22 protein-coding genes and 2 pseudogenes are annotated in these 24,915 nt (G+C 59.7%); 21 read left to right on the top strand and 3 right to left on the bottom strand.

Going from position 1 to position 24,915, the window contains the following annotated elements; translation table 11 throughout:
* The first annotated feature begins 46 nt into the window (after positions 1-46).
* The 12 genes and pseudogenes from rnr (at position 47) to BHC62_RS24335 (ending at position 12,263) form a co-directional block, all read left to right on the top strand.
* A complete protein-coding gene (gene rnr, locus BHC62_RS24390; protein ID WP_070996432.1) occupies positions 47-2,677 on the top strand; it encodes a ribonuclease R in 2,631 nt (876 codons plus the stop codon).
* Entirely contained in the window at positions 2,674-3,429 is a 756-nt protein-coding gene (gene rlmB / locus BHC62_RS24385) for a 23S rRNA (guanosine(2251)-2'-O)-methyltransferase RlmB (RefSeq protein ID WP_032862039.1), read from the top strand. The genes rnr and rlmB overlap by 4 nt, the downstream gene beginning before the upstream one ends.
* Positions 3,430-3,761: 332 nt before the next feature.
* Positions 3,762-4,184, top strand: coding sequence for a 30S ribosomal protein S6 (gene rpsF / locus BHC62_RS24380; RefSeq protein ID WP_003217491.1), 423 nt, complete (start codon positions 3,762-3,764; stop codon positions 4,182-4,184).
* Between the two features lie 29 nt (positions 4,185-4,213).
* Complete coding sequence (rpsR, locus tag BHC62_RS24375) at positions 4,214-4,444, top strand: 30S ribosomal protein S18 (protein ID WP_003171373.1); 231 nt, start codon at positions 4,214-4,216, stop codon at positions 4,442-4,444.
* A gap of 36 nt (positions 4,445-4,480) precedes the next feature.
* A complete protein-coding gene (locus BHC62_RS24370) occupies positions 4,481-5,374 on the top strand; it encodes a hypothetical protein (protein ID WP_029299607.1) in 894 nt (297 codons plus the stop codon).
* An 18-nt stretch (positions 5,375-5,392) separates the two neighbouring features.
* Entirely contained in the window at positions 5,393-5,839 is a 447-nt protein-coding gene (rplI, locus tag BHC62_RS24365) for a 50S ribosomal protein L9 (protein WP_003171376.1), read from the top strand.
* Positions 5,840-5,949: 110 nt separating this feature from the next.
* Positions 5,950-7,347, top strand: a complete 1,398-nt coding sequence (dnaB, locus tag BHC62_RS24360) for a replicative DNA helicase (protein ID WP_017138451.1) — start codon at positions 5,950-5,952, stop codon at positions 7,345-7,347.
* A gap of 218 nt (positions 7,348-7,565) precedes the next feature.
* The gene (locus BHC62_RS24355; protein ID WP_029300547.1) at positions 7,566-9,869 is read left to right on the top strand and encodes a YgiQ family radical SAM protein; all 2,304 of its coding nucleotides are present in this window, start codon (positions 7,566-7,568) and stop codon (positions 9,867-9,869) included.
* Positions 9,870-10,119: 250 nt separating this feature from the next.
* Complete coding sequence (locus tag BHC62_RS24350; protein WP_070996431.1) at positions 10,120-11,037, top strand: NAD synthetase; 918 nt, start codon at positions 10,120-10,122, stop codon at positions 11,035-11,037.
* Positions 11,037-11,486 (top strand): hypothetical protein, encoded by a 450-nt coding sequence (locus tag BHC62_RS24345; RefSeq protein ID WP_070996430.1) that lies wholly within the window; start codon positions 11,037-11,039, stop codon positions 11,484-11,486. Before BHC62_RS24350 ends, BHC62_RS24345 begins: the two co-directional genes overlap by 1 nt.
* A 217-nt stretch (positions 11,487-11,703) precedes the next feature.
* Positions 11,704-11,820: pseudogene (locus BHC62_RS29410) on the top strand (NAD synthetase); the annotation flags it as partial.
* Positions 11,820-12,263, top strand: coding sequence for a hypothetical protein (locus BHC62_RS24335; protein ID WP_070996429.1), 444 nt, complete (start codon positions 11,820-11,822; stop codon positions 12,261-12,263). The pseudogene BHC62_RS29410 and the gene BHC62_RS24335, both read left to right, overlap by 1 nt.
* Positions 12,264-12,317: 54 nt before the next feature.
* Here the strand turns inward: BHC62_RS24335 and BHC62_RS24330 are convergent, their stop codons facing one another.
* The gene (locus BHC62_RS24330) at positions 12,318-12,806 is read right to left on the bottom strand and encodes a type VI secretion system tube protein Hcp (protein WP_070996428.1); all 489 of its coding nucleotides are present in this window, start codon (positions 12,804-12,806) and stop codon (positions 12,318-12,320) included.
* Between the two features lie 181 nt (positions 12,807-12,987).
* On the opposite strand from BHC62_RS24330, the gene BHC62_RS24325 reads away from it, so the two are divergent.
* From BHC62_RS24325 to BHC62_RS24295, 8 genes and pseudogenes are all read left to right on the top strand, one after another.
* Positions 12,988-13,902 carry an NAD synthetase gene (locus BHC62_RS24325; RefSeq protein ID WP_070996427.1) on the top strand — a complete coding sequence of 305 codons (915 nt, stop codon included), beginning with the start codon at positions 12,988-12,990 and terminating at the stop codon, positions 13,900-13,902.
* A complete protein-coding gene (locus BHC62_RS24320; protein WP_070996426.1) occupies positions 13,899-14,384 on the top strand; it encodes a hypothetical protein in 486 nt (161 codons plus the stop codon). The genes BHC62_RS24325 and BHC62_RS24320 overlap by 4 nt, the downstream gene beginning before the upstream one ends.
* Before the next feature lie 133 nt (positions 14,385-14,517).
* Positions 14,518-14,704: pseudogene (locus BHC62_RS27845) on the top strand (NAD synthetase); the annotation flags it as partial.
* A 19-nt stretch (positions 14,705-14,723) separates the two neighbouring features.
* Complete coding sequence (locus tag BHC62_RS24315; protein WP_029300532.1) at positions 14,724-15,173, top strand: hypothetical protein; 450 nt, start codon at positions 14,724-14,726, stop codon at positions 15,171-15,173.
* 152 nt (positions 15,174-15,325) lie between these two features.
* Entirely contained in the window at positions 15,326-15,784 is a 459-nt protein-coding gene (locus tag BHC62_RS24310) for a hypothetical protein (protein ID WP_070996425.1), read from the top strand.
* A 237-nt stretch (positions 15,785-16,021) separates the two neighbouring features.
* A complete protein-coding gene (locus tag BHC62_RS24305; RefSeq protein ID WP_070996424.1) occupies positions 16,022-19,306 on the top strand; it encodes a DUF2126 domain-containing protein in 3,285 nt (1,094 codons plus the stop codon).
* A gap of 97 nt (positions 19,307-19,403) precedes the next feature.
* On the top strand, positions 19,404-21,890 hold the full coding sequence (locus tag BHC62_RS24300; protein ID WP_070996423.1) for a circularly permuted type 2 ATP-grasp protein: 2,487 nt from the start codon (positions 19,404-19,406) through the stop codon (positions 21,888-21,890).
* The gene (locus BHC62_RS24295) at positions 21,890-22,780 is read left to right on the top strand and encodes a transglutaminase family protein (RefSeq protein WP_070996422.1); all 891 of its coding nucleotides are present in this window, start codon (positions 21,890-21,892) and stop codon (positions 22,778-22,780) included. Before BHC62_RS24300 ends, BHC62_RS24295 begins: the two co-directional genes overlap by 1 nt.
* Before the next feature lie 155 nt (positions 22,781-22,935).
* On the opposite strand, the gene BHC62_RS24290 is transcribed toward BHC62_RS24295, so the two are convergent.
* The gene (locus BHC62_RS24290; RefSeq protein WP_070996421.1) at positions 22,936-23,124 is read right to left on the bottom strand and encodes a hypothetical protein; all 189 of its coding nucleotides are present in this window, start codon (positions 23,122-23,124) and stop codon (positions 22,936-22,938) included.
* A 382-nt stretch (positions 23,125-23,506) separates the two neighbouring features.
* Between BHC62_RS24290 and azu the strand changes: the two genes are divergently transcribed.
* On the top strand, positions 23,507-23,953 hold the full coding sequence (azu, locus tag BHC62_RS24285; RefSeq protein ID WP_029300520.1) for an azurin: 447 nt from the start codon (positions 23,507-23,509) through the stop codon (positions 23,951-23,953).
* Between the two features lie 133 nt (positions 23,954-24,086).
* On the opposite strand, the gene nadE is transcribed toward azu, so the two are convergent.
* Positions 24,087-24,914 (bottom strand): ammonia-dependent NAD(+) synthetase, encoded by an 828-nt coding sequence (gene nadE, locus BHC62_RS24280; RefSeq protein WP_070996420.1) that lies wholly within the window; start codon positions 24,912-24,914, stop codon positions 24,087-24,089.
* Position 24,915 lies beyond the last annotated feature (1 nt).

Raw genomic sequence — 24,915 nt, 5'->3', positions numbered from 1 at the left:
GCGTATGCCAAACTAACCCACATATAGACAAGGTGAAAACTCTCTAATGGCCGATTGGCAGTCCCTCGATCCCGAGGCCGCTCGTGAAGCGGAAAAATATGAAAACCCTATTCCTAGCCGCGAACTGATCCTGGCGCATCTCGCCGATCGGGGTTCGCCTGCTAGCCGCGAGCAGCTGGTTGAAGAATTCGGTCTGACCACCGAAGACCAGGTCGAAGCGCTGCGCCGCCGCCTGCGCGCCATGGAGCGCGATGCACAGTTGATCTACACCCGTCGTGGCACCTACGCTCCGGTGGACAAGCTCGACCTGATCCTTGGCCGCATTGCCGGTCACCGTGATGGCTTCGGCTTCCTGATCCCTGACGATGGCAGCGATGACCTGTTCATGAGCCCGGCGCAAATGCGCCTGGTATTCGATGGCGACCGTGCCCTGGCGCGCGTGTCCGGCCTGGACCGTCGTGGTCGCCGTGAAGGCGTGATCGTCGAAGTGGTGTCCCGTGCCCACGAGTCCATCGTCGGTCGTTACTTCGAAGAAGGCGGCATCGGCTTCGTGATTCCGGACAACCCGAAGGTCCAGCAGGAAGTGCTGGTAACCCCGGGCCGCAATGGCGCCGCCAAGGTCGGTCAGTTTGTCGAGGTGAAAATCACCCACTGGCCAACCCCGCGCTTCCAGCCACAGGGCGATATCGTCGAAGTGGTCGGCAACTACATGGCGCCGGGCATGGAAATCGATGTTGCGCTGCGCACCTACGATATCCCGCACGTCTGGCCTGAGGCCGTGCTCAAGGAAGCCGCCAAGCTCAAGCCGGAAGTCGAAGAAAAAGACAAAGAGAAGCGCATCGACCTGCGCCATCTGCCGTTCGTCACCATTGACGGTGAAGATGCCCGCGACTTCGACGATGCGGTCTACTGCGAAGCCAAGCCCGGCAAACTGCGCCTGTTCTCCGGCGGCTGGAAGTTGTTCGTCGCGATTGCCGACGTATCCAGCTACGTGAAGATCGGTTCGGCCCTGGATAACGAAGCTCAGGTGCGCGGCAACTCCGTGTACTTCCCTGAGCGCGTGATCCCGATGCTGCCGGAGCAGCTGTCCAACGGCCTGTGCTCCCTGAACCCGAAAGTCGACCGTTTGGCCATGGTGTGCGAGATGACCATCTCGAAAACCGGCGAAATGACCGACTATCAGTTCTACGAAGCGGTGATCCATTCCCAGGCGCGCCTGACCTACAACAAGGTCAGCACCATCCTGGAAACGCCGAAGACCAGCGAAGCCAAGGCTTTGCGCACCCAGTATGCAGACGTAGTCCCGCACCTCAAGCAGCTGTACTCGCTGTACAAGGTGTTGCTGGGCGCACGTCATGTGCGTGGCGCGATCGATTTTGAAACCCAGGAAACCCGGATCATCTTCGGTTCCGAGCGCAAAATCGCCGAGATCACGCCGACTACCCGTAATGACGCGCACAAGCTGATCGAGGAATGCATGCTGGCGGCCAACGTGGCCACCGCTGAGTTCCTGAAAAAGCACGAGATTCCTGCGTTGTATCGGGTCCACGATGGTCCGCCGCCGGAGCGCCTGGAAAAACTGCGCGCCTTCCTCGGCGAGCTCGGCCTGTCGCTGCACAAAGGCAAGGACGGCCCATCGCCGAAGGATTACCAGGCTCTGCTGGCCAGCATCAAGGATCGTCCGGATTTCCACTTGATCCAGACCGTGATGCTGCGTTCCCTCAGCCAGGCAGTGTACAGCGCCGACAATCAGGGCCACTTCGGCCTGAATTACGAGGCGTACACGCACTTCACCTCGCCGATCCGTCGCTACCCGGACCTGCTCACGCACCGCGCAATCCGCAGCGTGATCCATTCCAAGCAGAACACCCCGCACGTCAAGCGCGCCGGTGCCATGACCATTCCGAAGGCACGGATCTATCCGTACGACGAAGCGGCCCTGGAACAGTTGGGCGAGCAGTGCTCCATGAGCGAGCGCCGTGCCGACGAAGCCACTCGCGATGTGGTGAACTGGCTCAAGTGCGAGTTCATGAAAGACCGCGTAGGCGAGTCGTTCCCGGGTGTGATCACCGCCGTGACCGGCTTTGGCCTGTTCGTCGAGCTGACCGACATCTACGTCGAAGGCCTGGTGCACGTCACCGCCTTGCCGGGTGACTACTACCACTTCGACCCTGTGCATCACCGCCTGGCGGGCGAGCGCACCGGTCGCAGCTTCCGCTTGGGCGATACCGTCGAAGTGCGGGTCATGCGCGTCGATCTCGACGAACGCAAGATCGACTTCGAGATGGCTGAAAAAACCATCGACGCTCCGATTGGCCGCAAGAAGCGTGGTGCTGAAACTGCAGCGCCGGCGAAAAAAGGCGCTCCGGCGAAAGCTGCCGCTGCAGCTGAGCCAGCCGCCAAGCCTGCTCGTCGCTCGTCGACCAAGGAAAAGGTCAGCGATGCTTACCGTCCTAGCGATGCCGCGGCGAAAAACGCCGAGCTGCGCAAGAGTCGCGAATTGAAGCAGCAGTTGCTCAACGAAGCCAAAAGCGGTGGTAAAGCGGCGTCTGGGGGAAAGTCCCAGGGCGCCGACAAACCGTCGAGCAAACCGAGTAAGCACCGTAAAGGCCCGCCTAAGGCGGGTTCGGCCCCAGCGAAAAGCGGCGGGTCGCGCAAACCTAAGGCCAAGTCATGAGTCTGGAAAAAATCTACGGCGTGCACGCCGTAGAAGCGTTGTTGCGTCACCATCCCAAGCGCGTCAAGCAAGTGTGGCTGGCCGAAGGTCGTAGCGAGCCGCGCGTGCAAGCGCTGGTCGAGCTGGCCAACCAGAACAAGGTTGCCATCGGCCAGGCCGAGCGTCGTGAAATGGACGTCTGGGTCGAAGGCGTGCACCAGGGCGTGGTCGCGGACGTGAGTCCGAGCCAGGTCTGGGGCGAGGCAATGCTCGACGAGCTGCTCGATCGCACCGAAGGCGCGCCGCTGTTGCTGGTGCTTGACGGCGTGACCGATCCGCACAACCTCGGCGCCTGCCTGCGTTCGGCGGACGCTGCCGGCGCGCTGGCGGTGATCGTGCCTAAAGACAAGTCGGCCACCTTGACGCCGGTTGTGCGTAAAGTTGCCTGCGGCGCGGCGGAAGTGATTCCGCTGGTGGCCGTGACCAACCTGGCGCGCACCCTGGAAAAACTCCAGCAGCGCGGCTTGTGGGTCGTGGGTACGGCGGGGGAGGCCGAGGTCAGTATCTATGACCAGGACCTTACTGGCCCGACGATCTTGATCATGGGGGCAGAAGGCAAGGGTATGCGTCGCCTGACCCGCGAGCATTGCGACTACCTGGTGCACTTGCCGATGGCCGGTAGCGTCAGCAGCCTCAACGTTTCAGTCGCAACGGGCGTCTGCCTGTTCGAAGCCCAGCGCCAGCGCGGCGCCAAGGCCAAGACCAAGAAGTAATCAGGCCTGGTACAGGCCAAATGTGTGCTGGCTTGTGTAGGAGCTGGCTTGCCTGCGATGCAGGCACCTCGGTACATCAGTTGTACTGAGGTGATGCGATCGCAGGCAAGCCAGCTCCCACACAAGCCAGTTCCCACATCGCTTTGTGGGGTGCATTAGATTGTTCAAATAATCACCAATTGCCTTGCACCCTTTCTTCCCCTTCTCTACAATTGCGCCCCTTGCCTTCCCGGCGGGCACGCATGTGCCTCCCAGCGGCAAGATTCCTAAGTGTCATTCACTCCTTGTCTGACCGTTTTTGAGCGGCAGGCTACAACCCGTAAGGAGCATTCATGCGTCATTACGAAATCATCTTTTTGGTCCACCCGGATCAAAGCGAGCAAGTCGGCGGCATGGTTGAGCGTTACACCAAGCTGATCGAAGAAGACGGCGGCAAAATCCACCGTCTGGAAGATTGGGGCCGTCGTCAACTGGCCTACGCAATCAACAATGTTCACAAGGCTCACTACGTGATGCTGAACGTTGAGTGCACTGGCAAGGCCCTGGCCGAGCTGGAAGACAACTTCCGCTACAACGATGCAGTGATCCGTAACCTGGTCATCCGTCGCGAAGAAGCCGTTACCGGCCAATCCGAGATGCTCAAGGCTGAAGAAAACCGCAGTGAGCGCCGTGAGCGTCGCGACCGTCCTGAGCACGAAGGCGCTGAAAGCGCTGATAGTGATGACAGCGACAACAGCGATAACGCTGACGAGTAATCCACGGACCTTATTAAGGAGCCTATCAAATGGCACGTTTCTTCCGTCGTCGTAAGTTTTGCCGCTTCACCGCTGAAGAAGTGAAGGAGATCGACTACAAAGATCTCAACACTCTGAAAGCCTACGTATCCGAGACCGGCAAAATTGTTCCAAGCCGTATCACCGGTACCAAAGCTCGTTATCAGCGTCAGCTGGCCACCGCTATCAAGCGCGCCCGCTTCCTGGCCCTGCTGGCCTACACCGACAGCCACGGCCGCTGAGACCGGGCAGTCGACAAGTAGTAAGGGATTGAATGCATGCGCGCCTTAGCTGAGTTCATCATGCGCGGTCGTGTGCAGGCCACTCTGGTAGTGGCTGGATGTGCAGCGTTGCCGTTGTTGTATTGGTTGGGTGCTGCCGCAGGAAGCCTTGTGCTGCTGCGGCGCGGTTTGAAGGACGCCTTGGGCGTCCTTGCCCTGGGGTTGCTGCCGGCCTTGATCTGGTGGCTGCAATTCGACGATCCACGGGTACTTCTGGTACTGCTGGGGTCTTCGAGCCTTGCGTTGGTTCTGCGCGCAAGTGAGTCCTGGGTCCGTACGCTGCTGGTCAGCGTGGCATTGGGAGTGGTGTATTCAGTGGTGCTTGGCGCGGCTTTCCGCCCGCAAATCGAGGCGCTGTCGCAGGAGTTGGTAAAAATCCTGCCACTGGCCCTCGGGGATCTCTACCAGCAATTGTCGGTAGATGAGCGAGCGCGCATGGCCACACTGATTGCTCCGGTCCTTACCGGCCTGATAGCGGCACTGTTGCAGATCGTCAGTGTGCTGAGCCTGATTCTTGGGCGCTACTGGCAGGCGTTGTTGTATAACCCGGGTGGTTTTGGTCGCGAGTTTCGCAGTATCAGAATCCCCGCAGGCCCAGCGATGTTGCTGCTGGCGTGCATGCTTGTGGGGCCGAACTTCGGCCCGCAAATGGCCATGTTGACGCCGTTGTGCAGCGTACCGCTGGTGATTGCCGGGCTGGCCCTGATACACGGGCTGGTGGCGCAAAAGCGCCTGGCCAAGTTCTGGCTGGTGGGGTTGTACGTGACGCTGTTGCTGTTTATGCAACTGATCTATCCGTTACTCGTGGTCTTGGCCATTGTCGACGGCCTGATTGATTTTCGCGGTCGTCTGGCGCCGAAAGACGCCGATAACGCGAACGGTGAAGGTTAAAAGTTAGAGGATTTTCACATGCAACTGATCCTTCTGGAAAAAGTCGCCAACCTGGGCAACCTGGGCGACAAAGTAAACGTTAAGGCCGGCTACGGTCGTAACTACCTGCTGCCTTACGGCAAAGCCACCGCTGCAACCGCTGCCAACCTGGCAGCGTTTGAAGAGCGTCGTGCTGAGCTGGAAAAAGCCGCAGCAGACAAAAAAGCTTCGGCTGAAACCCGTGCTGCCCAACTGGCCGAGCTGGAAGTGACTATCACTGCCACCGCTGGCGACGAAGGCAAGCTGTTCGGTTCGATCGGTACTCACGACATCGCTGACGCACTGACCGCCTCCGGCGTTGAAGTGCAGAAGAGCGAAGTTCGTCTGCCGAACGGCACCATCCGCAACGTAGGCGAATTCGACGTAGCCGTGCACCTGCACGCTGAAGTTGAAGCCACCGTACGCGTTGTCGTGGTAGCAGCTTAAGAAGCACCTAACTGACTGGCACCTCGCGTGTCAGCCAGTTAACATCGGGCACGATCCTGTTTACAGGTCGTGCCTTTTGTTTTTCTACACACCCCTAATTCCAAGTGGCCATGAACGATATTTCAGCTCCTGAGCAATACGATCTGCAAACCGCTGCCCTGAAGGTGCCGCCGCATTCCATCGAGGCCGAACAGGCCGTGCTCGGTGGCTTGATGCTGGACAACAACGCCTGGGAACGCGTGCTCGATCAAGTCTCGGACGGTGACTTCTATCGCCATGACCACCGCCTGATCTTCCGCGCCATTGCCAAGCTGGCCGACCAGAACTCACCGATCGACGTGGTGACCCTGGCCGAGCAACTGGACAAGGAAGGCCAGACTTCACAAGTTGGCGGCCTCGGTTACCTCGGCGAGCTGGCGAAAAACACGCCATCCGTCGCCAACATCAAGGCCTACGCCCAAATCGTGCGCGAGCGGGCAACCCTGCGCCAGTTGATCGGCATCAGCACCGAAATCGCCGACAGCGCCTTCAACCCCGAAGGCCGCACTGCCGCCGAGATCCTCGACGAAGCCGAACGGCAGATCTTCCAGATCGCCGAAGCCCGCCCGAAAACCGGCGGCCCGGTCAGCGTCAACGACCTGTTGACCAAGGCTATCGACCGTATCGACACCTTGTTCAACACCGACAACGCCATCACCGGCATCTCCACCGGCTACACCGATCTCGACGAGAAGACCAGCGGCCTGCAGCCGTCCGACCTGATCATCGTCGCCGGCCGTCCATCCATGGGTAAGACCACCTTTGCGATGAACCTGGTGGAAAACGCCGTGTTGCGCAGCGACAAGGCCGTACTGGTGTACTCCCTGGAGATGCCAGGCGAATCGCTGATCATGCGTATGCTTTCCTCGCTGGGTCGGATCGACCAGACCAAAGTGCGTGCCGGTCGCCTGGAAGACGACGATTGGCCGCGCCTGACCTCGGCGGTCAATCTGCTCAATGACCGCAAGCTGTTCATCGACGACACCGCCGGTATCAGCCCCTCCGAGATGCGTGCGCGTACCCGGCGCCTGGTGCGTGAGCACGGCGACATCGCCCTGATCATGATCGACTACCTGCAGTTGATGCAGATCCCTGGCTCCAGCGGTGATAACCGTACCAACGAGATTTCCGAAATCTCCCGGTCCCTCAAAGCCCTGGCCAAGGAATTCAACTGCCCGGTGGTGGCCCTGTCCCAGCTCAACCGTTCCCTGGAGCAACGCCCGAACAAGCGCCCGGTGAACTCCGACTTGCGGGAATCCGGAGCGATCGAGCAGGATGCCGACGTGATCATGTTCGTGTACCGCGACGAGGTGTATCACCCCGAGACGGAGCACAAGGGCATTGCCGAAATCATCATCGGCAAGCAGCGTAACGGGCCGATCGGCTTTATCCGCCTGGCCTTCATCGGCAAATACACGCGCTTCGAAAACCTGGCGCCGGGCAGTTATAACTTCGACGACGACGAATAAGCGCCATCCAATGTGGGAGCGGGCTTGCTCGCGAAGGCGGTGGGTCAGTCAATATATCTACTGGCTGATCCGCCGCTTTCGCGGGCAAGCCCGCTCCCACATTGCAAAGCATTCACAATTCAGGGCACTCCACAATTCCGACCATTACCGTCGGAATTGGTCAAAATTTGTGCTATATTCCGCGCCCGCGATTTTTCATCTCAACACCGGTCACCGTCATGCAAACAGCCAAGCCGTTATTTGACTATCCCAAGTACTGGGCCGAATGTTTCGGTCCAGCGCCATTCCTGCCCATGAGCAGGGAGGAGATGGATCAGCTCGGCTGGGATTCATGTGACATCATCATCGTCACCGGTGATGCCTACGTTGACCATCCGTCGTTCGGCATGGCAATCATCGGCCGGCTGCTGGAGTCCCAGGGCTTCCGCGTCGGGATCATTGCCCAGCCCAACTGGCAGTCCAAAGACGATTTCATGAAGCTCGGCGAGCCGAACCTGTTCTTCGGCGTCGCGGCCGGCAACATGGACTCGATGATCAACCGCTACACCGCCGACAAGAAAATCCGTTCCGACGACGCCTACACCCCTGGCGGTATGGCCGGCAAACGCCCGGACCGCGCGAGCCTGGTGTACAGCCAGCGCTGCAAGGAAGCCTACAAGAACGTGCCGATCGTACTCGGCGGCATCGAAGCTTCCCTGCGTCGCATCGCCCACTACGACTACTGGCAGGACCGGGTGCGGAACTCGATCCTGATCGATGCCACCGCCGACATCCTGCTGTACGGCAACGCCGAGCGGGCCATCGTCGAAGTTGCCCAGCGCCTGTCGTGGGGCCACAAGATCGAAGACATCACCGATGTGCGCGGCACCGCGTTCATTCGCCGTGATACGCCAGCCGGCTGGTACGAAGTGGACTCCACCCGTATCGACCGCCCGGGCAAGGTCGACAAGATCATCAACCCGTACGTGAATACCCAGGACACCCAGGCCTGCGCCATCGAGCAGGAAAAGGGGCCGGTTGAAGACCCGGAAGAAGCCAAGGTCGTACAGATCCTGGCCAGCCCGCGCATGACCCGCGACAAGACCGTGATCCGCCTGCCTTCCGTAGAGAAAGTGCGTGGCGACGCGGTGCTGTATGCCCACGCCAACCGCGTGTTGCACCTGGAAACCAACCCAGGCAACGCCCGCGCCCTGGTGCAGAAGCATGGCGAAGTGGACGTGTGGTTCAACCCGCCGCCCATTCCCATGACCACCGAAGAAATGGACTACGTGTTTGGCATGCCTTACGCACGGGTTCCTCACCCTGTGTACGGCAAGGAGAAGATCCCGGCCTACGACATGATTCGCTTCTCGGTGAACATCATGCGTGGCTGCTTCGGCGGCTGCACCTTCTGCTCGATCACCGAGCACGAAGGCCGGATCATCCAGAACCGTTCCGAAGAGTCGATCATTCGCGAGATCGAAGAGATCCGCGACAAGGTCCCGGGCTTTACCGGGGTGATTTCCGACCTCGGCGGCCCGACCGCGAACATGTACCGCATCGCCTGCAAGAGCCCGGAAATCGAATCCGCGTGCCGCAAGCCATCGTGCGTGTTCCCCGGCATCTGCCCGAACCTGAACACCGACCACTCCTCCTTGATCCAGCTGTACCGCAGCGCCCGTGCGTTGCCGGGTGTGAAGAAGATTTTGATCGCTTCCGGCTTGCGCTACGACCTGGCTGTCGAGTCGCCGGAGTACGTCAAGGAACTGGTGACCCACCACGTCGGTGGCTACCTGAAGATCGCCCCGGAACACACCGAGGAAGGTCCGCTCAACCAGATGATGAAACCGGGCATCGGCAGCTATGACAAGTTCAAGCGCATGTTCGAGAAGTACACCAAGGAAGCGGGCAAGGAACAGTACCTGATCCCGTATTTCATCGCGGCCCACCCTGGCACCACCGATGAAGACATGATGAACCTGGCCCTGTGGCTCAAGGGCAATGGCTTCCGCGCCGACCAGGTGCAGGCGTTCTACCCCTCGCCAATGGCCACCGCCACCGCGATGTACCACTCGGGCAAGAACCCGCTGCGCAAGGTCACCTACAAGAGCGACGCGGTGACCATCGTCAAGAGCGAAGACCAGCGCCGCCTGCACAAGGCGTTCCTGCGTTACCACGACCCGAAGGGCTGGCCGATGCTGCGTGAAGCATTGACCCGCATGGGCCGCGCCGACTTGATCGGATCGGGCAAGGACCAGTTGATCCCGTTGCACCAGCCGTCCACCGACAGCTACCAGAGTGCCCGTCGCAAGAACTCGACGCCGGTGGGCAGCCATAAGGTCGCCAAGGAAACCACCACCAGGATCCTCACCCAGCACACCGGCCTGCCACCTCGCGGCAGCGACGGCAGCAACCCGTGGGACAAGCGCGAACAAGCCAAGGCCGCGGCCCAGGCACGTAACAAGCAGGCGGCCAAGGAGCGCGCTGATGCGGCGAAGGGCAAGGGCGGCAAGCCTGCGCGCAAGCCGGTCGTACCGCGTTGATCGCAGCCTGAACATGCAAAACGCCAGCCTCGTGCTGGCGTTTTGCTTTCTAGCGGGTGGGGAACCTGTTTGTTAAGGTGGCGCCCGTTAAGCTGCCATACCTGTAGGAGCGAGCTTGCTCGCGAAAAACGTCAACGATAACGCGAGCTGCCTGGACAAACGCGGCGCTTGTGAGTTTTTCGCGAGCAAGCTCGCTCCTACAGAAATGAGGCCTCTGCGGTCACTCGAACCCTTCAAGGAAGAACACCCCATGAGCAACCCCCTGCTCAACATCGGCATGGACTCCAACCGCTCCCAGTTCATGGCGCGCCAGCGCATCGAAAGCCAGATCAACCTGCCTCGCCTGTTCGCCGCCATCGACGCCGACCCCGGCATCGTCGGCGCGGGGGTGGTGTATATCGACGCTGACTTCAATGTCATTACCCTGCGCGAGTTCAAGCCGATCTGCAGCATCAAGCCCAAGCGCATCATTTTGCGTGAGGCGCAAAAGTACGTTTCGCCGGCGCAGTTTGCCCAGCAGGTGCAGGACAATCCGCGGGAGTCGCGTCTGGTCGGCGAAGCGATCAACACCACTTTGTCCTGCGCCGGTGCTGTGATCGGCTGGGTCGTAGTATTGAGTGGTACCGTTGCTATTCCGTTTTCGGCGGGAGCCAGTACCGTGGTCGCGGCGCTTGGTTACACCGCTGCGGCTGCCAGCTCTGTCCAGTGTTTCGCCAGTGGATATCGCACTGTCAATGAGATCAGAAACCCCGCACGCAACGATCAACTCGATAGCGAGGAGTGGTATCAGTACACCATGATCGTGTTGGATGCTGCGTCGCTGGTTGGGGTTGGAGCATCGGCACTGACAACGGTCAAGCTGGTGAGGCTGAACAGGGTGACAACCGGCAAGAGTGTGAGAGAGGTGCTCAAGGGCCTGAGTCGGCAGGAGCGAGCCAAACTGACCAAGGAACTCTTGAGTATCAACGACCCTCGCTTGACATCGAAGATGATTAAGTTGAAGCAGTTGTCGGGTGAACTACCCAAGCGTTTCGCGCCTACCGAAGTCAAGCATGCAACAGTCACGCAAATTAAGGATGCCTTGGGTGCTGCGGTCGGTTTTACCGGCAGTGCGATTTCGGGGAATGTTCGGACTGTTGCTGTAGGCCTATACGAAGAGATCGAGTAATGAATGAGATTCCCAGCATTCGTAGTTTTCTGTCGAAGTATTTCCCAGTCTTTATGGGGGCGATATTCGCGTCCATTTTTACTCTGGTGTTTGCGGTCCCGTTGTTTTTCGACAGCTACTTTCAGGACCTTTCCATGGAGAGCAATGCCAAGTATTCGTTCCTAGGTGGCATCGGGCTCACCCTAGTGATCGTGCATTGCAACTTCATGATTGCTCGCGGGCGTGCGCAATGGGTGCGGCCGCTGGCGGTGCTCCTGGGGCTGTGCTTCCTGGGTGTGTTGCCCACCATCGGTGATCAGCAGCATACGTTAATCTATGTTTTGAGCTTACTGTTTCCATTGCTGGGACTGCTGTTGCTCAATAGTAAGCGTCATCGGGAAATGCGACAGAAACTCGTCGAGGTCCGCCATCTGCGCCAGGCTGCGATAGCAAAGTACAAAAAATGGTGACTGTATGGATTCACTAGCCCTGCCTCAATGCGAGCTGCCTGGACAAACGCGGCGCTTGTGAATTTTTCGCGAGCAAGCTCGCTCCTACAGAAATGAGGCCTCTGCGGTCACTCGAACCCTTCAAGGAAGAACACCCATGAGCAACCCCCTGCTCAACTTCGGCATGGACTCCAACCGCTCCCAGTTCATGGCTCGCCAGCGCGTGGAAAGCCAGATCAACGCGACTGTGACGCAGATCAGAGACTCCCTTGGGGCCGCTGTTGGTCTTACCTGGAGCGCTATATCAGGCAATATTCGAACTATTGCAGTTGGCCTGTATGAGGAGCTTGAGTGATGGATCGCAAAGGTTCATTGAGAGCTTTTTTAGCGCAATATTTTCCAGCGTTTATATGCGCATTCTTCCTTGCCTGTTTCTCTCTCTCCGCCGCTATTTCATTGGCTTCAAGTACATTTTTTCGCAGTGACCCAGAGCGGGCGCGTTACTCTTTTCTGGCGGCAGTTTTCTTGGGCTTGCTCTTGGCTTTCAGTCATTTCGTCATGATCAGAGGGCGAGAGTGGGGGGCTTGGGCCATCGCGGCGTTCTACGTTGTATGTTTGCTGATCGTGTTGCCGACCTATAGCTATCGGCCACATATGGCAGCGTATGTAATAGGGCTGCTGTTTCCGTTGGCGGGGTTGCTGTTGCTCAATAGTCAGCGTCATCGGGAAATGCGACAGAAACTCTTCGAGGTCCGCCAGTTGCGCAAGGCTGCGATTGCCAAACACAAGTCACAGTAGGCAAGTCCGACTGATGGCTGGAGGCCGGGGTGGAAAACACTTCGGCTCACACGTTCAAACTTTGATGTTTTCGCGAATATTCCAGCCGAACTTGATAGCCCCACCATCCTTGCCGCCATCGGACTTCTGCGGCTGATAGCTGACTTCGATCTTGGCGAAGTTCAGGTTGATCATTTCGCTCAGTACATCCTTGGTGGTGACCGCGTCGCTCTGATAGGACGCGATCATGACTTCTTTCATCGTGATCACCAGATACTCCACAGCGCTGGCCCCGCCGGCCTTGCGCACGGTTAATCTGGCCTCTGGATAATGCTTTCCGGTGGCGCAGGCCATCATCAGGTTGGGCGAGGATTTGTCCACGGTTTTGGTGATGGACAGGTTCTGCATGTTGACCTTGCCCGCGCCACCGCCGGTTCCGCTGTGCATGGATCCGGATTGCGACATCCCCCAGCCCCATTCGCTGACGTCGATTTCTTCGCGATGCGCCTGGTCCCCGGATTCACCCTTGATGTCCCCCAGTTTCAAAAACATATCCGTTGCCATCGTTGCTCCCTGCCTCAGTATTTTTCGTTAAGGACGCGCACTTTTTCCCATCCTCGGTAAGGCCCGCAAGGCCTTGAGGTACGTTCAGGAAGTGGCTGTCTGAAGAAAGGAAAAAATCCGACATTCTTGAGCGATGCACAGTCTTTACGCTCGGCGCTTTTGTGTACTAAGGAGTAAAAGGATGACTTCCAGCGTATTGAGGGATGGTTTCTCCATCGACCATTCCATGACGCGGCAACGGGTTGAAAGCAGTATCGACCTACGCCGATTGTTTGCGGCCATCGACGCTGATCCCGCTATTGTCGGGGCCGGGGTGGTGTATCTAGATGCGCAAATGCGCGTGGTGGTGTTGCGTGAGTTTCAGCCGATTTGCAGCATTGCGCCGAAGAAGGTGATTTTGCGGGAAGCTCCCAGCTATATCGGGCGAGTGGAGTTCGCTCGGCGGCTGGAGAACGAACCGCGAGAGTCGCAGGTGGCGTTTGAAGCGGTTAATGCGGTGTTGGCGTGTAGTTCGGCGGTGATCAGTTGGTTGGTGATATTGGGGGGCTCGGTGCTGAGTCCTTTTACCTTCGGAGCGACGGGTGTGGTTGCTGTGATTAGTTATACGTCAGCAGTAGCCAGTTCGATTCAGTGCGTGATTGGCGCTCGCCGGACCAGGAATGAAATGACTGATCCCACCCGTAATGACGCTCTGGATAGCGATCAATGGTATCAGGCCGTAACGACCGGATTGGATGCGGTTTCGTTGTTAGGTACTGGTAGCACAGCGCTGTCGACGATTCGATTCGTCAGCATGCTCAAAAAGGCAACGGGGAAAAACACACACCAGGTACTCAAGGGGTTGAGTCGACAGGAGCGGGTAAAGCTCACCAGGGAGTTACTAAGTATCAATCATCCGGAATTGACCCGGAAAATGATCAAGCTGAAACAAATGGCTGGAGAGATGCCAAAGCGCTACACCTCGGCCGAAGTAAGGCGCGGGACCATCATACAGATGCTTGATGCACTTGGCGCCGTATCGGGCGTTACTGGGAGCATGCGTTCCGGCAACATCCGGACTATTGCGGTCGGACTCTACGAGGAGACATCAGAATGAAATTTCTCGTGCCACTTCGCCCTTTTTTGGTCCGTAATTTCCCAGTGTTTATCGGCGTCATTTTTTCGGGTTTCTTCGGCAGTACTGCTGTTGTCGTGTTGGTGGAAAATTATTATTTACCATCGTTATCGAATGCTGCTGCTGAAAATGCCTGCGTGGTCTTGGCTTTATTTATCACACATTGCAACTTCATGATTGCCTATGGGCGACCGAAGTGGGCCAGGGGCATGTATGGCCTTTTCATCGCCTGCCTATTGGTTGCCTTGCCAGGTTTTCAGTTCTCGCCGCACCCATTCATTTACGCAGAAAGCCTCTTTTGGCCGGTACTTGGGCTGCTGCTGCTGCGCAGTAAACGCCATCGAGAAATGTGTGCAAAAGCCGTAGAGCTTCACCATATGCGCCGGAAAGTATCGGCGGCCATTAATAAGCGGCGTAAACACGAGCGCGCAATTATAAGAATAAAAAAATCGAGGGAGCGTTAAAATTGCCATCGCCGACAAGCCAGCTCCCACATTTGATCGCGTTCTTCGCAATGAAGCTGGCCAATGTGGGAGCCGGGCTTGCCCGCGATGAGGCCAGTCAGTTCACAATCATTCTCAAGGAAGAATACTTCCCATGAGTAAACCCCTGCTCAATATCGGCATGGACTCCAATCGCTCCCAGTTCATGGCGCGTCAGCGTGGGTGTGGTGTATATCGATGCTGACTTCAATGTCATTACCCTACGCGAGTTCAAGCCGATCAGAAGCATCAAGCCCAAGCGCATCATTTTGTGCGAAGCGCAGAAGTACATTACGTCGGCTTGTACGAGGATCTGACTGAATGAATGGCTTCCCCGACCTGAGTAGTTTTCTCACCCGCTATTTTCCAGTGTTCATGGGCACGATCTTCATGGCGATTTTTTCCGGCGCCAATGCGCTTTCCTTGGCGGGAGTGACCTATTTACGGGGTGTGGACCCTTCTCTCAAGGCGAACTACTCCGTGCTGGCCATCCTGGTGCTGGTGGCGGTGCTGGTTGTTGGCAACGTCATGATTGCGCGAGGTTATCCTTGGGCTGACAGGCTGGTAGCGGGATATCTGGCAGGTTGTCTGCTGTTTGTAGTGCCCATGATTCAGTACCACCCTCATATGCAGGTTTATTGCTCTGCTGTGCTTTTTCCGCTATTCGGGTTGCTATTGCTCAATAGCAAGCGCCACCGGGAAATGCGTCAGAAACTCGTCGAGGTTCGCCATCTGCGCCAGGCTGCGATAGCAAAGTACAAAAAATGGTGAATGTGTGGATTCGCTCGCCTTGCCTCAATGTGAGCTGCCTGGACAAACTCGGCGCTTGTGAGTTTTTCGCGAGCAAGCTCGCTCCTACAGAAATGAGGCCTCTGCGGTCACTCGAACTGAATCGAGATTGGACTTTACGAGGAAGTAAGCGAATGAGCGAATTGATGACGCTACGCGACTTTTTCAGGCAATACTTTCTGACGTTTCTTGGTGGCGTATTCGCTGCGTATTTTTCGTTGGCGTTGGCTGTGGCGCTGGCGTTCGTCACTTATTTTCGTGATGTGCCGCTGGCTCAAGTGGGGCTCAAGATCATGTTGGTCGGGGCGCTGCTCATTCTGTTGACGGTCCATAGCAACTTTATGATTTTGCGGGGCCGACCCTCCTGGGTGTGGGTGATGGTCGGTATCTACCTCGCCTGTCTGGTGTTTGTAGTTCCAATGGTTCAGTACCAGCCTCATAAAGGTCTCTACGGGTTGGCGCTGTTATTCCCGCTCCTTGGATTACTGACACTTAACAGCAACGTCCAACGAGAGATGCGTACAAAACTCGTTGGAATCCGTCGCATTCGGCAGTCTGTCAAATCAACCGCTAGATCGAGTAGTCGCGTGTGAAGGCGTCGCCTTCGATAACCGGTTTTATCGCAACGCGCAAAAAGCGTTGATTGGGTAGATTCACCACTGCGCCCCGCACTTGCGCCACAAATATGTGCAACCCTCGCACCACGGCGTTCACTCTCGCGCCGTTTTGGTGCTGTACTGCACCGGGTCCCTCGATAAAGCGTAATGACCGCCGCTCTGGCATAAGTCTTGCGCGCTTTGTTTCCATGCCCTGGCTCGCAGGAGGCCGCCGTGTCGATTCATGTCGCGTTGCACCATGTTACGCATTACCGCTACGACCGTGCGGTGGAGCTTGGCCCGCAGATTGTGCGCCTGCGCCCGGCGGCCCATAGCCGCACGCGGATCCTGTCCTATGCGCTGAAGGTGCTGCCCGAGCAGCACTTCATCAATTGGCAGCAAGACCCCCAGGGCAATTACCTGGCGCGCCTGGTGTTCCCGGAAAAAACCAATGAGCTGCGCATCGAAGTCGACCTGGTCGCTGAGATGGCGGTGTTCAATCCGTTCGACTTTTTCCTTGAGCCCTACGCCGAAAAAATCCCTTTCAGCTACGCCGCCGATGAGCAGCGCGAGCTGGCGCCGTACCTGGAAACCCTGCCGCTGACGCCAAAATTTGCCGCGTACCTGGCCGCTATCGACCGTACGCCGCTGCCGGCCGTGGATTTCCTGGTCGGTCTCAACCAGCGCCTGGCGGCGGATATCGGCTACCTGATCCGCATGGAGCCGGGCGTGCAAACCCCGGAATTCACCCTGGAAAACGCCTCCGGCTCGTGTCGCGATTCGGCCTGGCTGCTGGTGCAATTGCTGCGCAACCTGGGCTTGGCGGCGCGATTTGTCTCCGGTTATCTGATCCAGCTCACCGCCGACGTCAAGGCCCTCGACGGCCCGTCTGGCACCGAGGTGGACTTCACCGACCTGCACGCCTGGTGCGAGGTGTATTTGCCCGGCGCCGGCTGGATTGGCCTGGATGCCACCTCCGGGTTGTTCGCCGGTGAAGGCCATATTCCGCTGGCCTGTAGTCCCGATCCATCGTCCGCCGCCCCGATCAGTGGGCTGGTGGAACCGTGTGAGTGCGAATTCACCCACGAAATGTCCGTGGAGCGCATCTGGGAAGCCCCCCGGGTGACCAAGCCCTACACCGAAGAACAATGGCTGGCGATCCAGGCCCTGGGCCGGCAGATCGATGGCGACCTGCTCAAGGACGATGTGCGCCTGACCATGGGCGGCGAGCCGACGTTTGTTTCCATCGACGACCCCGACGGTGCCGAATGGAACACCGCCGCCCTCGGCCCGGACAAGCGCCGACTGTCTGCCGAGTTGTTCCAGCGCATGCGCAAGCACTACGCGCCCAAGGGCCTGGTGCATTTCGGCCAGGGCAAGTGGTACCCCGGCGAGCAACTGCCGCGTTGGTCGCTCAATTGCCATTGGCGCCGCGATGGCGTGCCGGTCTGGCACAACGACGCGTTGATTGCCGACGAGCAGCAAGACTACGGCGCCGATGACGTGATGGCCGGGCGCTTCCTGGCGAGCATTGCCGAGCGACTGAAACTCCCCGCGCGCTATGTATTCCCGGCCTTCGAGGACAATTTTTACTACCTGTGGCGCGAAGGTGCCTTGCCGCAGAACGTCAGCGCCGAGGATTCACGCCTGGAGGATGGGCTGGAGCGCGAACGCCTGCGCAAGGTATTCAGCCAGGGCCTGGATAAAGTCATCGGCCATGTACTGCCCCTGGCGCGCACGGCGGCCAATGATCGCTGGCAGAGTGGCCGGTGGTACCTGCGCGACAGCCATTGCCGGCTGGTACCGGGTGATTCGCCGCTGGGCTATCGCTTGCCCCTGGCCTCACAGCCTTGGGTGACGGCGGCAGACTACCCCTTTGTGCATCCGACCGACCCCAATCAGGACCTGCCGGAGCTGCCCTTCACCGCGCCAGCGCCTGGCGAGCCCGCTCCCATCGATGAGCGTGTGCCCAAGGTCGACGAGTCCGCTGACTGGCTGACCCGCACCGCGTTGTGTGCCGAAGCGCGCGGGGGGCGGCTCTACCTGTTCATGCCGCCCCTGGAGCGGGTCGAGGACTACCTGGAACTGGTGGCCGCCATCGAGGCTACCGCCCAGGAACTGCATTGCCCGGTGCTGCTGGAAGGCTACGAGCCGCCGAGCGATCCACGCCTGAGCAACTTCCGCGTCACGCCCGACCCAGGCGTGATCGAAGTCAACGTGCAGCCATCGACAACCTGGGATGAATTGGTGGAACGCACCGAGTTCCTCTATGAGGAAGCCCGGCAAACTCGCCTGACCACCGAAAAATTCATGATCGACGGGCGCCACACCGGCACCGGCGGCGGCAACCACTTCGTGCTGGGCGGCGCCACGCCCAAGGATTCGCCGTTCCTGCGCCGCCCGGACCTGCTGCGCAGCCTGATCAGCTACTGGCACAATCACCCGTCCTTGTCGTACCTGTTTTCCGGGCTGTTTATCGGCCCCACCTCACAGGCGCCACGGGTGGATGAGGCGCGCAACGATGCGTTGTATGAACTGGAAATCGCCTTCGCGCAGATGCCCGCGCCAGGCGAGGAATGCCCACCGTGGCTGGTGGACCGCTTACTGCGCAACCTGCTGATCGACGTGACTGGCAACACCCACCGCGCCGAGTTTTGCATCGACAAGCTCTACTCCCCCGACGGCGCCACCGGGCGCCTGGGTTTGCTGGAGCTGCGTGCCTTTGAGATGCCGCCCCACGCACGCATGAGCCTGACCCAGCAGTTGCTGTTGCGAGCCCTGGTGGCGCGCTTCTGGCGTGAGCCCTACGCGCCGCCAAAGCTGGCGCGCTGGGGCACGGAGCTGCACGACCGGTTCCTGCTGCCGCACTTTATCGAGCAGGATTTTGCCGACGTGATCGTCGAACTCAACGCGGCCGGTTATCCGCTGCGTGCCGAATGGTTTGCCGCACACCTGGAGTTCCGTTTTCCCAAGGTCGGCGACTATGCCGTCAGCGGTATCGAGCTGGAACTGCGCCAGGCCCTGGAGCCCTGGCATGTGCTGGGCGAAGAGGGCGCCGCGGGTGGTACGGTGCGCTATGTGGATTCATCCCTTGAGCGTTTGCAGGTGAAACTCAGCGGCTTGCCACCCCAGCGCTATGTGCTGACCTGCAACGGCGTGGCCGTGCCGCTGCACGCCACCGGCCGGGTGGGCGAGTTCGTCGCGGGCGTACGTTATCGCGCCTGGCAACCGGCCAACTGCCTGCAGCCGACCATTCCTGTGCACGCACCTTTGGTATTCGATCTGCTCGATACGTGGATGCAGCGTTCCCTGGGCGGTTGCCAGTACCACGTGGCCCATCCGGGCGGGCGCAATTACGACAGCCTGCCGGTCAATGCCAATGAAGCGGAGAGCCGGCGCATGGCGCGGTTTTTCCGCTTGGGGCATAGCCCCGGGAAGTTGCCGATACCCCCGGTGGTGATCAACGATGAACTGCCTATGACCCTGGATCTACGGCGTTTTCCCCATAAAAATGACTAAACACAAACCTAAGGTAGGAGCCGGCAAGCCCGCTCCTACAGTAGATTTGCAGTGTTTGTGAGTTAATCTGCCTTCCCTTGCCCCTGCCGAGCGTTCCATGTCCGACTTGCTCGACCGTTACCCGCTGACTGCGGGCACTTATCACGAACTGCTGGACGACAGCGGCGCGGTGCGCGCCCATTGGCAGCGCCTGCTCGACCATCTGCAGCGCAGCACCCCGGCGCAGTTGGCCCAGCGCCAGGCGCTACTGACCCGCCAGATCCAGGAAAACGGCGTGACCTATAACGTCTACGCCGACCCCAAGGGCGCCGACCGCCCCTGGGAGCTGGACTTGCTACCCCACGTACTGGCTGCGGATGAATGGGCGCATTTGGCGGCGGGTATTGCCCAGCGTGCGCGGCTGCTCAACGCGGTGCTGGCCGACCTGTATGGCCCGCAACGCCTGATTGCCGAAGGCTTGCTGCCGGCTGAGCTGGTGTTTGGCCATAACAACTTCCTGTGGCCGTGCCAGGGCATCCAGCCACCCGATGGGGTGTTCCTGCACCTGTATGCGGTGGACCTTGCGCGCACCCCGGATGGCCGCTGGTGGGTCACGGCGGACCGTACCCAGGCGCCATCCGGCGCCGGTTATGCCCTGGAAAACCGCACCATCGTCTCCCGCGCATTCCCGGATTTGTATCGCGACTTGCAGGTGCAGCACCTCACCGGGTTCTTCCGCACCCTGCAGGAAACCCTGGCCCGTCAGGCGCCCGGCGATGACCAGCCGCCGCTGATCGTGCTGCTGACCCCGGGGCGCTTCAATGAAAGCTATTTCGAACACCTGTACCTGGCCCGTCAGCTTGGCTACCCATTGGTAGAAGGCGGCGACCTGACCGTGCGCGACAGCACCGTGTACCTCAAGACCCTTAGTGGTCTGCGCCGTGTGCACGCAATCATGCGGCGCTTGGACGATGATTTCTGCGACCCCCTGGAACTGCGCACCGACTCGGCCCTGGGCGTACCCGGCCTGCTGGACGCGGTACGCCAGGGCAATGTGCTGGTGGCCAACGCCCTGGGCGCCGGCGTGCTGGAATCGCCCGGGCTGCTGGGGTTCCTGCCCAAGATCAATCAGTTTCTGTTTGGCGAAGAACTGATCCTGCCGTCCATCGCCACCTGGTGGTGCGGCGAAGCGCCGGTGCTGGCCGAAGCCCTGGAAAAACTGCCGGAACTGCTGATCAAGCCGGCGTTCCCTTCGCAAAGTTTTGCCCCGGTGTTTGGCGGCGACCTGAACGATGAGCAACGCCAGGCCCTGGCCGAGCGCATGCTGGCGCGACCCTACGCCTATGTGGCCCAGGAACTGGCCCAACTGTCCCAGGCGCCGGTCTGGCATACCGTGGATGACCATCTGCAACATCGCGCCATCGGCATGCGCGTGTACGCAGTGGCCGGTGAGGATGGCTACCGGGTGCTGCCGGGTGGCCTGACCCGCGTGGCAGCGCAGGCCGATGCCGAAGTGGTCTCGATGCAGCGTGGCGGGGCGAGCAAGGACACCTGGGTGCTGGGCGAGCGTGCGCCCGGTGGCGAGCAATGGCGCGCGCAGCGGGCGATCGGCACCCACGACCTGGTACGGCGCGACCCGTACCTGCCTTCGCGGGTCGTAGAAAACCTGTTCTGGTTCGGCCGTTACTGTGAGCGCTGTGATGACAGTGCACGCTGGCTGCGCATCGTCCTGGCGCGCTATGTCGACGGTGACGACCCCCTGGCCTTGCAGGCCGCCGTGGAACTGGGGGAAAGCCTGCGCCTGCTGCCGGAGGAGGGCGAGTTGCCCGAGCGCCTGCTGCAGGCCCTGCTCGGTGATGACTGGCCATCGAGCCTGCGCGCCAACCTGCAGCGTCTGCAGTGGGCGGCGTCCCAGGTGCGCGGCAAGCTGTCCCGGGAGAACTGGCAGGCCCTGGTGGAGTTGCAGCGCGAAGCCATGGAGCTGGAACGCGAGACGCCGGATTTTGGTGAACTGCTGGACTTCCTCAATCGCCTGGTAATGTCCCTGGCGGCCTTGTCCGGCTTTGCCCTCGACGACATGACCCGCGACGAAGGCTGGCGCTTTTTGATGATGGGCCGGCGCATCGAGCGCCTGCAGTTTCTCAGCAGCAGCCTCGCGGCCTTCCTGCGCGGGGTAGCGGTGTTCGATCAGGCCGGGCTGGAGTGGTTGCTGGAACTGGGCAACAGCAGCATCACCTACCGTTCGCGCTACCTGGCGGTGCCGCAATTGATTCCGGTGCTGGACCTGTTGCTGCTGGATGAACAGAACCCCCATGCGGTGCTGTTCCAGCTCAAGCTGGTGAGCCGCACCTTGCGCCGGCTCAACGATGACTTCGGCGTACCCCGGGAGACCGGCCTGGCACCGCTGGTGGAGCGCCTGGCGCGCTTTGACCTGGGTTGCCTGGAGAACCCGTTGTTTGGCGACGCCAGCGTGCGTGCGGCCCTCGATGGCCTGGCGGACCTGTTGCAGGCCGTCGCCGATGAGAGCGGGCAAGTTTCTGATCGCCTGGCCCTGCGCCATTTTGCCCACGTGGATGATGTCAGCCAGCAAACGGTGTCTGTGTAATGAGCGCGCGCTATCAGATTTTCCACGACACCCATTATCACTACGACAGCCCGGTGTCCCTGGCCCAGCAACTGGCGCACCTGTGGCCGCGCCCCTGTGCCTGGCAGCGCTGCACCTCGCACCAGTTGCAGATCAGCCCCGAGCCGACCGCGCGCCGCGATGAGCTGGACGTGTTTGGCAACCCCATCACCCGGCTGGCGTTCGAGCGGCCCCATGATGAATTGCTGGTCAACGCCGGCCTGACCGTCGAAGTACTGGCCCGGCCGGTGCTGGACTTCAGCCAGTCACCGCCCTGGGACCAGACCCGCAACAGCCTGAGCTACAGCGGCCAGCCGCTGTCGGCAGAGACGATCGAGGCGTGCCGCTATCGTTTCGAATCGCCCTACGTGCATTTGAAGAAAAACTTCGTCGAGTTCTCCGAGAGCTGCTTTGCGCCCGGTCGCCCGCTGTTGTTGGGGGTGCAGGCGTTGATGGAGAAGATTTTCAGCGAGTTCACCTTCGATGCCGAAGCCACCCAGGTCGCCACGCCGCTGGTGGAGGTGCTGGAGCGTCGACGGGGGGTGTGCCAGGACTTTGCCCACCTGATGCTCGCCTGCCTGCGCTCACGGGGCCTGGCGGCACGTTACATCAGTGGCTACCTGCTGACCCAGCCACCGCCCGGCCAGCCACGGCTGATCGGCGCCGATGCGTCGCACGCGTGGGTATCGGTGTTTTGCCCGCGGTCGGGCTGGGTGGATTTTGACCCGACGAACAATGTGCAGCCGGCACTGGAGCACATCACCCTGGCCTGGGGCCGGGATTTTTCAGATGTCTCGCCGTTGCGCGGGGTGATTCTGGGAGGGGGCAGCCATGACCCGGAAGTGCGGGTAACGGTGATGCCGCTGGAATAACCGATGGTTCCCGTGTTGTGGCGAGCGGGCTTGTCGGAACGCCGCATCGCCCGCGTTGGGGCGCGAAGCGGCCCCAGAAATGGGACTGCTGCGCAGTCCAACGCGGGGCGAGCCCGCTCGCCACATACAGGTCAGGTATTCATTGAGGCGGGTGTTCAGGCCTCAGGTGCAGGGTCTTTCGGGGTTTCAGTGTCATCAGCAGCCACTTCACCTTCTGCATCCGGGTTCAGTGCGCCTGCTTCTTCGTCAGCTGCAGCTTTCTTGCGTTGCAGCTTTTCCTCTTTCTTCTGTTCCTTGGCCAAGTCTCTCTGACGTTTGGCGAAGGAGTAATTAGGTTTTGCCATGGGCGATCCTCTGGGGTCGAAGGTGAGGTTGAGCGGCGGCTATTCTGCCTTTAAACGCGCCCCAAGGGTTAATCGGGTTTCAGAATCGCCTCTACCGATTAAACGTTAGTCGACATTAACCGTTTCGTAAGTACCGCTGGCGCCACAGGCGTAAGTGGCAAGCAAGCTGCGCAACAGGCTGTTGAGGTGCATGGCTCGGACTCCAGGAAGTAAAGATGGGCCGATCATAGGTTGTGTGCGGCACTTTGGCCGGTTGATTCTGTCGATCAGTCTGATAGCCTAAAGTTGTATACAATCTGTTGATTCAGATCATTGGAACATTTGCCTGCCTCAGGCACCCTTGTCGCACATGCGTTTTTTAAACCCTGCCTTGGAGATTCACATGTTTGCCAAAATCGTTGCTGTTTCCCTGCTGACGCTGGCTAGCGGCCAGTTGCTTGCTGCAGAGTGCAAGGTCACTGTCGACTCCACTGACCAAATGTCCTTCGACACCAAGGCCATTGAAATCGACAAGAGCTGCAAGACGTTCACCGTTGATCTGAAACACTCCGGCAACCTGCCGAAGAACGTCATGGGCCATAACTGGGTGCTGACCACTGAGGCTGATATGCAGCCGGTTGCAACCGATGGCATGGCCGCCGGTATCGACAAGAACTACTTGAAAGAAGGCGATACCCGCATCATCGCCCATACCAAGATCATCGGCGCTGGTGAAACCGACTCGGTGACCTTCGATGTGTCCAAGCTCAAGGCTGACGGCAAATACATGTTCTTCTGCTCGTTCCCAGGCCACATCGCGATGATGAAAGGCACTGTGACTCTGAAGTAAGGCCACAGACCGCGTTATCGTTCATCGCAGGCAAGCCAGCTCCCACATTTGAATGTATTCACAAATCAAACGGTGGGAGCGGGCTTGCCCGCGATAGCGGTCTGACAATCAATACCCAACTATCAGGATCACCTCACGGCGCAAACGGCATCACCCGCTTGTGCTCAGTCTTGCGATAGGTCTCGCAGATAATCCTGAACGCCTCTTCACGCACCGGTTCGCCGTGCAGGAATGCATCGATCTCGGTATAGGTCACGCCATGGGACGCTTCATCCGGCTTGCCCGGTGACAGGTCTTCCAGGTCGGCGGTCGGGATCTTCTCCACCAGCGACTCAGGCGCACCAAAGTGCCGGGCAATCGCCCGTACCTGGTTTTTCACCAGCCCGCTCAACGGTGCCAGGTCGCAGGCGCCATCGCCGAACTTGGTGAAAAAACCCATTACCGCTTCCGCCGCATGGTCGGTACCGATCACCAGGCCGCTCGCCGCGCCGGCGATGGTGTATTGCGCGACCATGCGCATCCGCGCCTTGGTATTGCCCAGCACAAAGTCACGGGACACCGCCGCCTTGCCTTCGAAGGCCGCCACTTCATTGGCCAGGGCCTTGACCGCCGCGCCGATATTCACCGTGTGGCGCTCGTCGGGGTTGATAAAGTCGACGCTGGCCTGGGCATCGTGTTCGTCGAACTGGGTCTCGTAAGGCAGGCGCACCGCGATAAAACGGTAAGCGTCATCGCCTTTGAGGGCGCGCAGCTCTTTCATCGCGCGTTGGGCCAACAGGCCGGCGGTCAGGGAGTCGACGCCGCCGCTGATGCCGAGCACCAGGGTCTTGAGCCCCGAATTGAGCAGGCAGTCCTGGATAAAGGTGATCCGCCGGGCCACTTCTGCTTCAAGGGCGGCGTGGTCCTGGAACGGTGGTTGGACCTTGAGCTGTTGGGCAATCTCACGCTGTACGGCTTGCATG

The organism is Pseudomonas sp. 06C 126, assembly GCF_001855215.1.
Lineage (GTDB): Bacteria > Pseudomonadota > Gammaproteobacteria > Pseudomonadales > Pseudomonadaceae > Aquipseudomonas > Aquipseudomonas proteolytica.
This window is presented reverse-complemented; position numbering and strand designations above follow the sequence as displayed.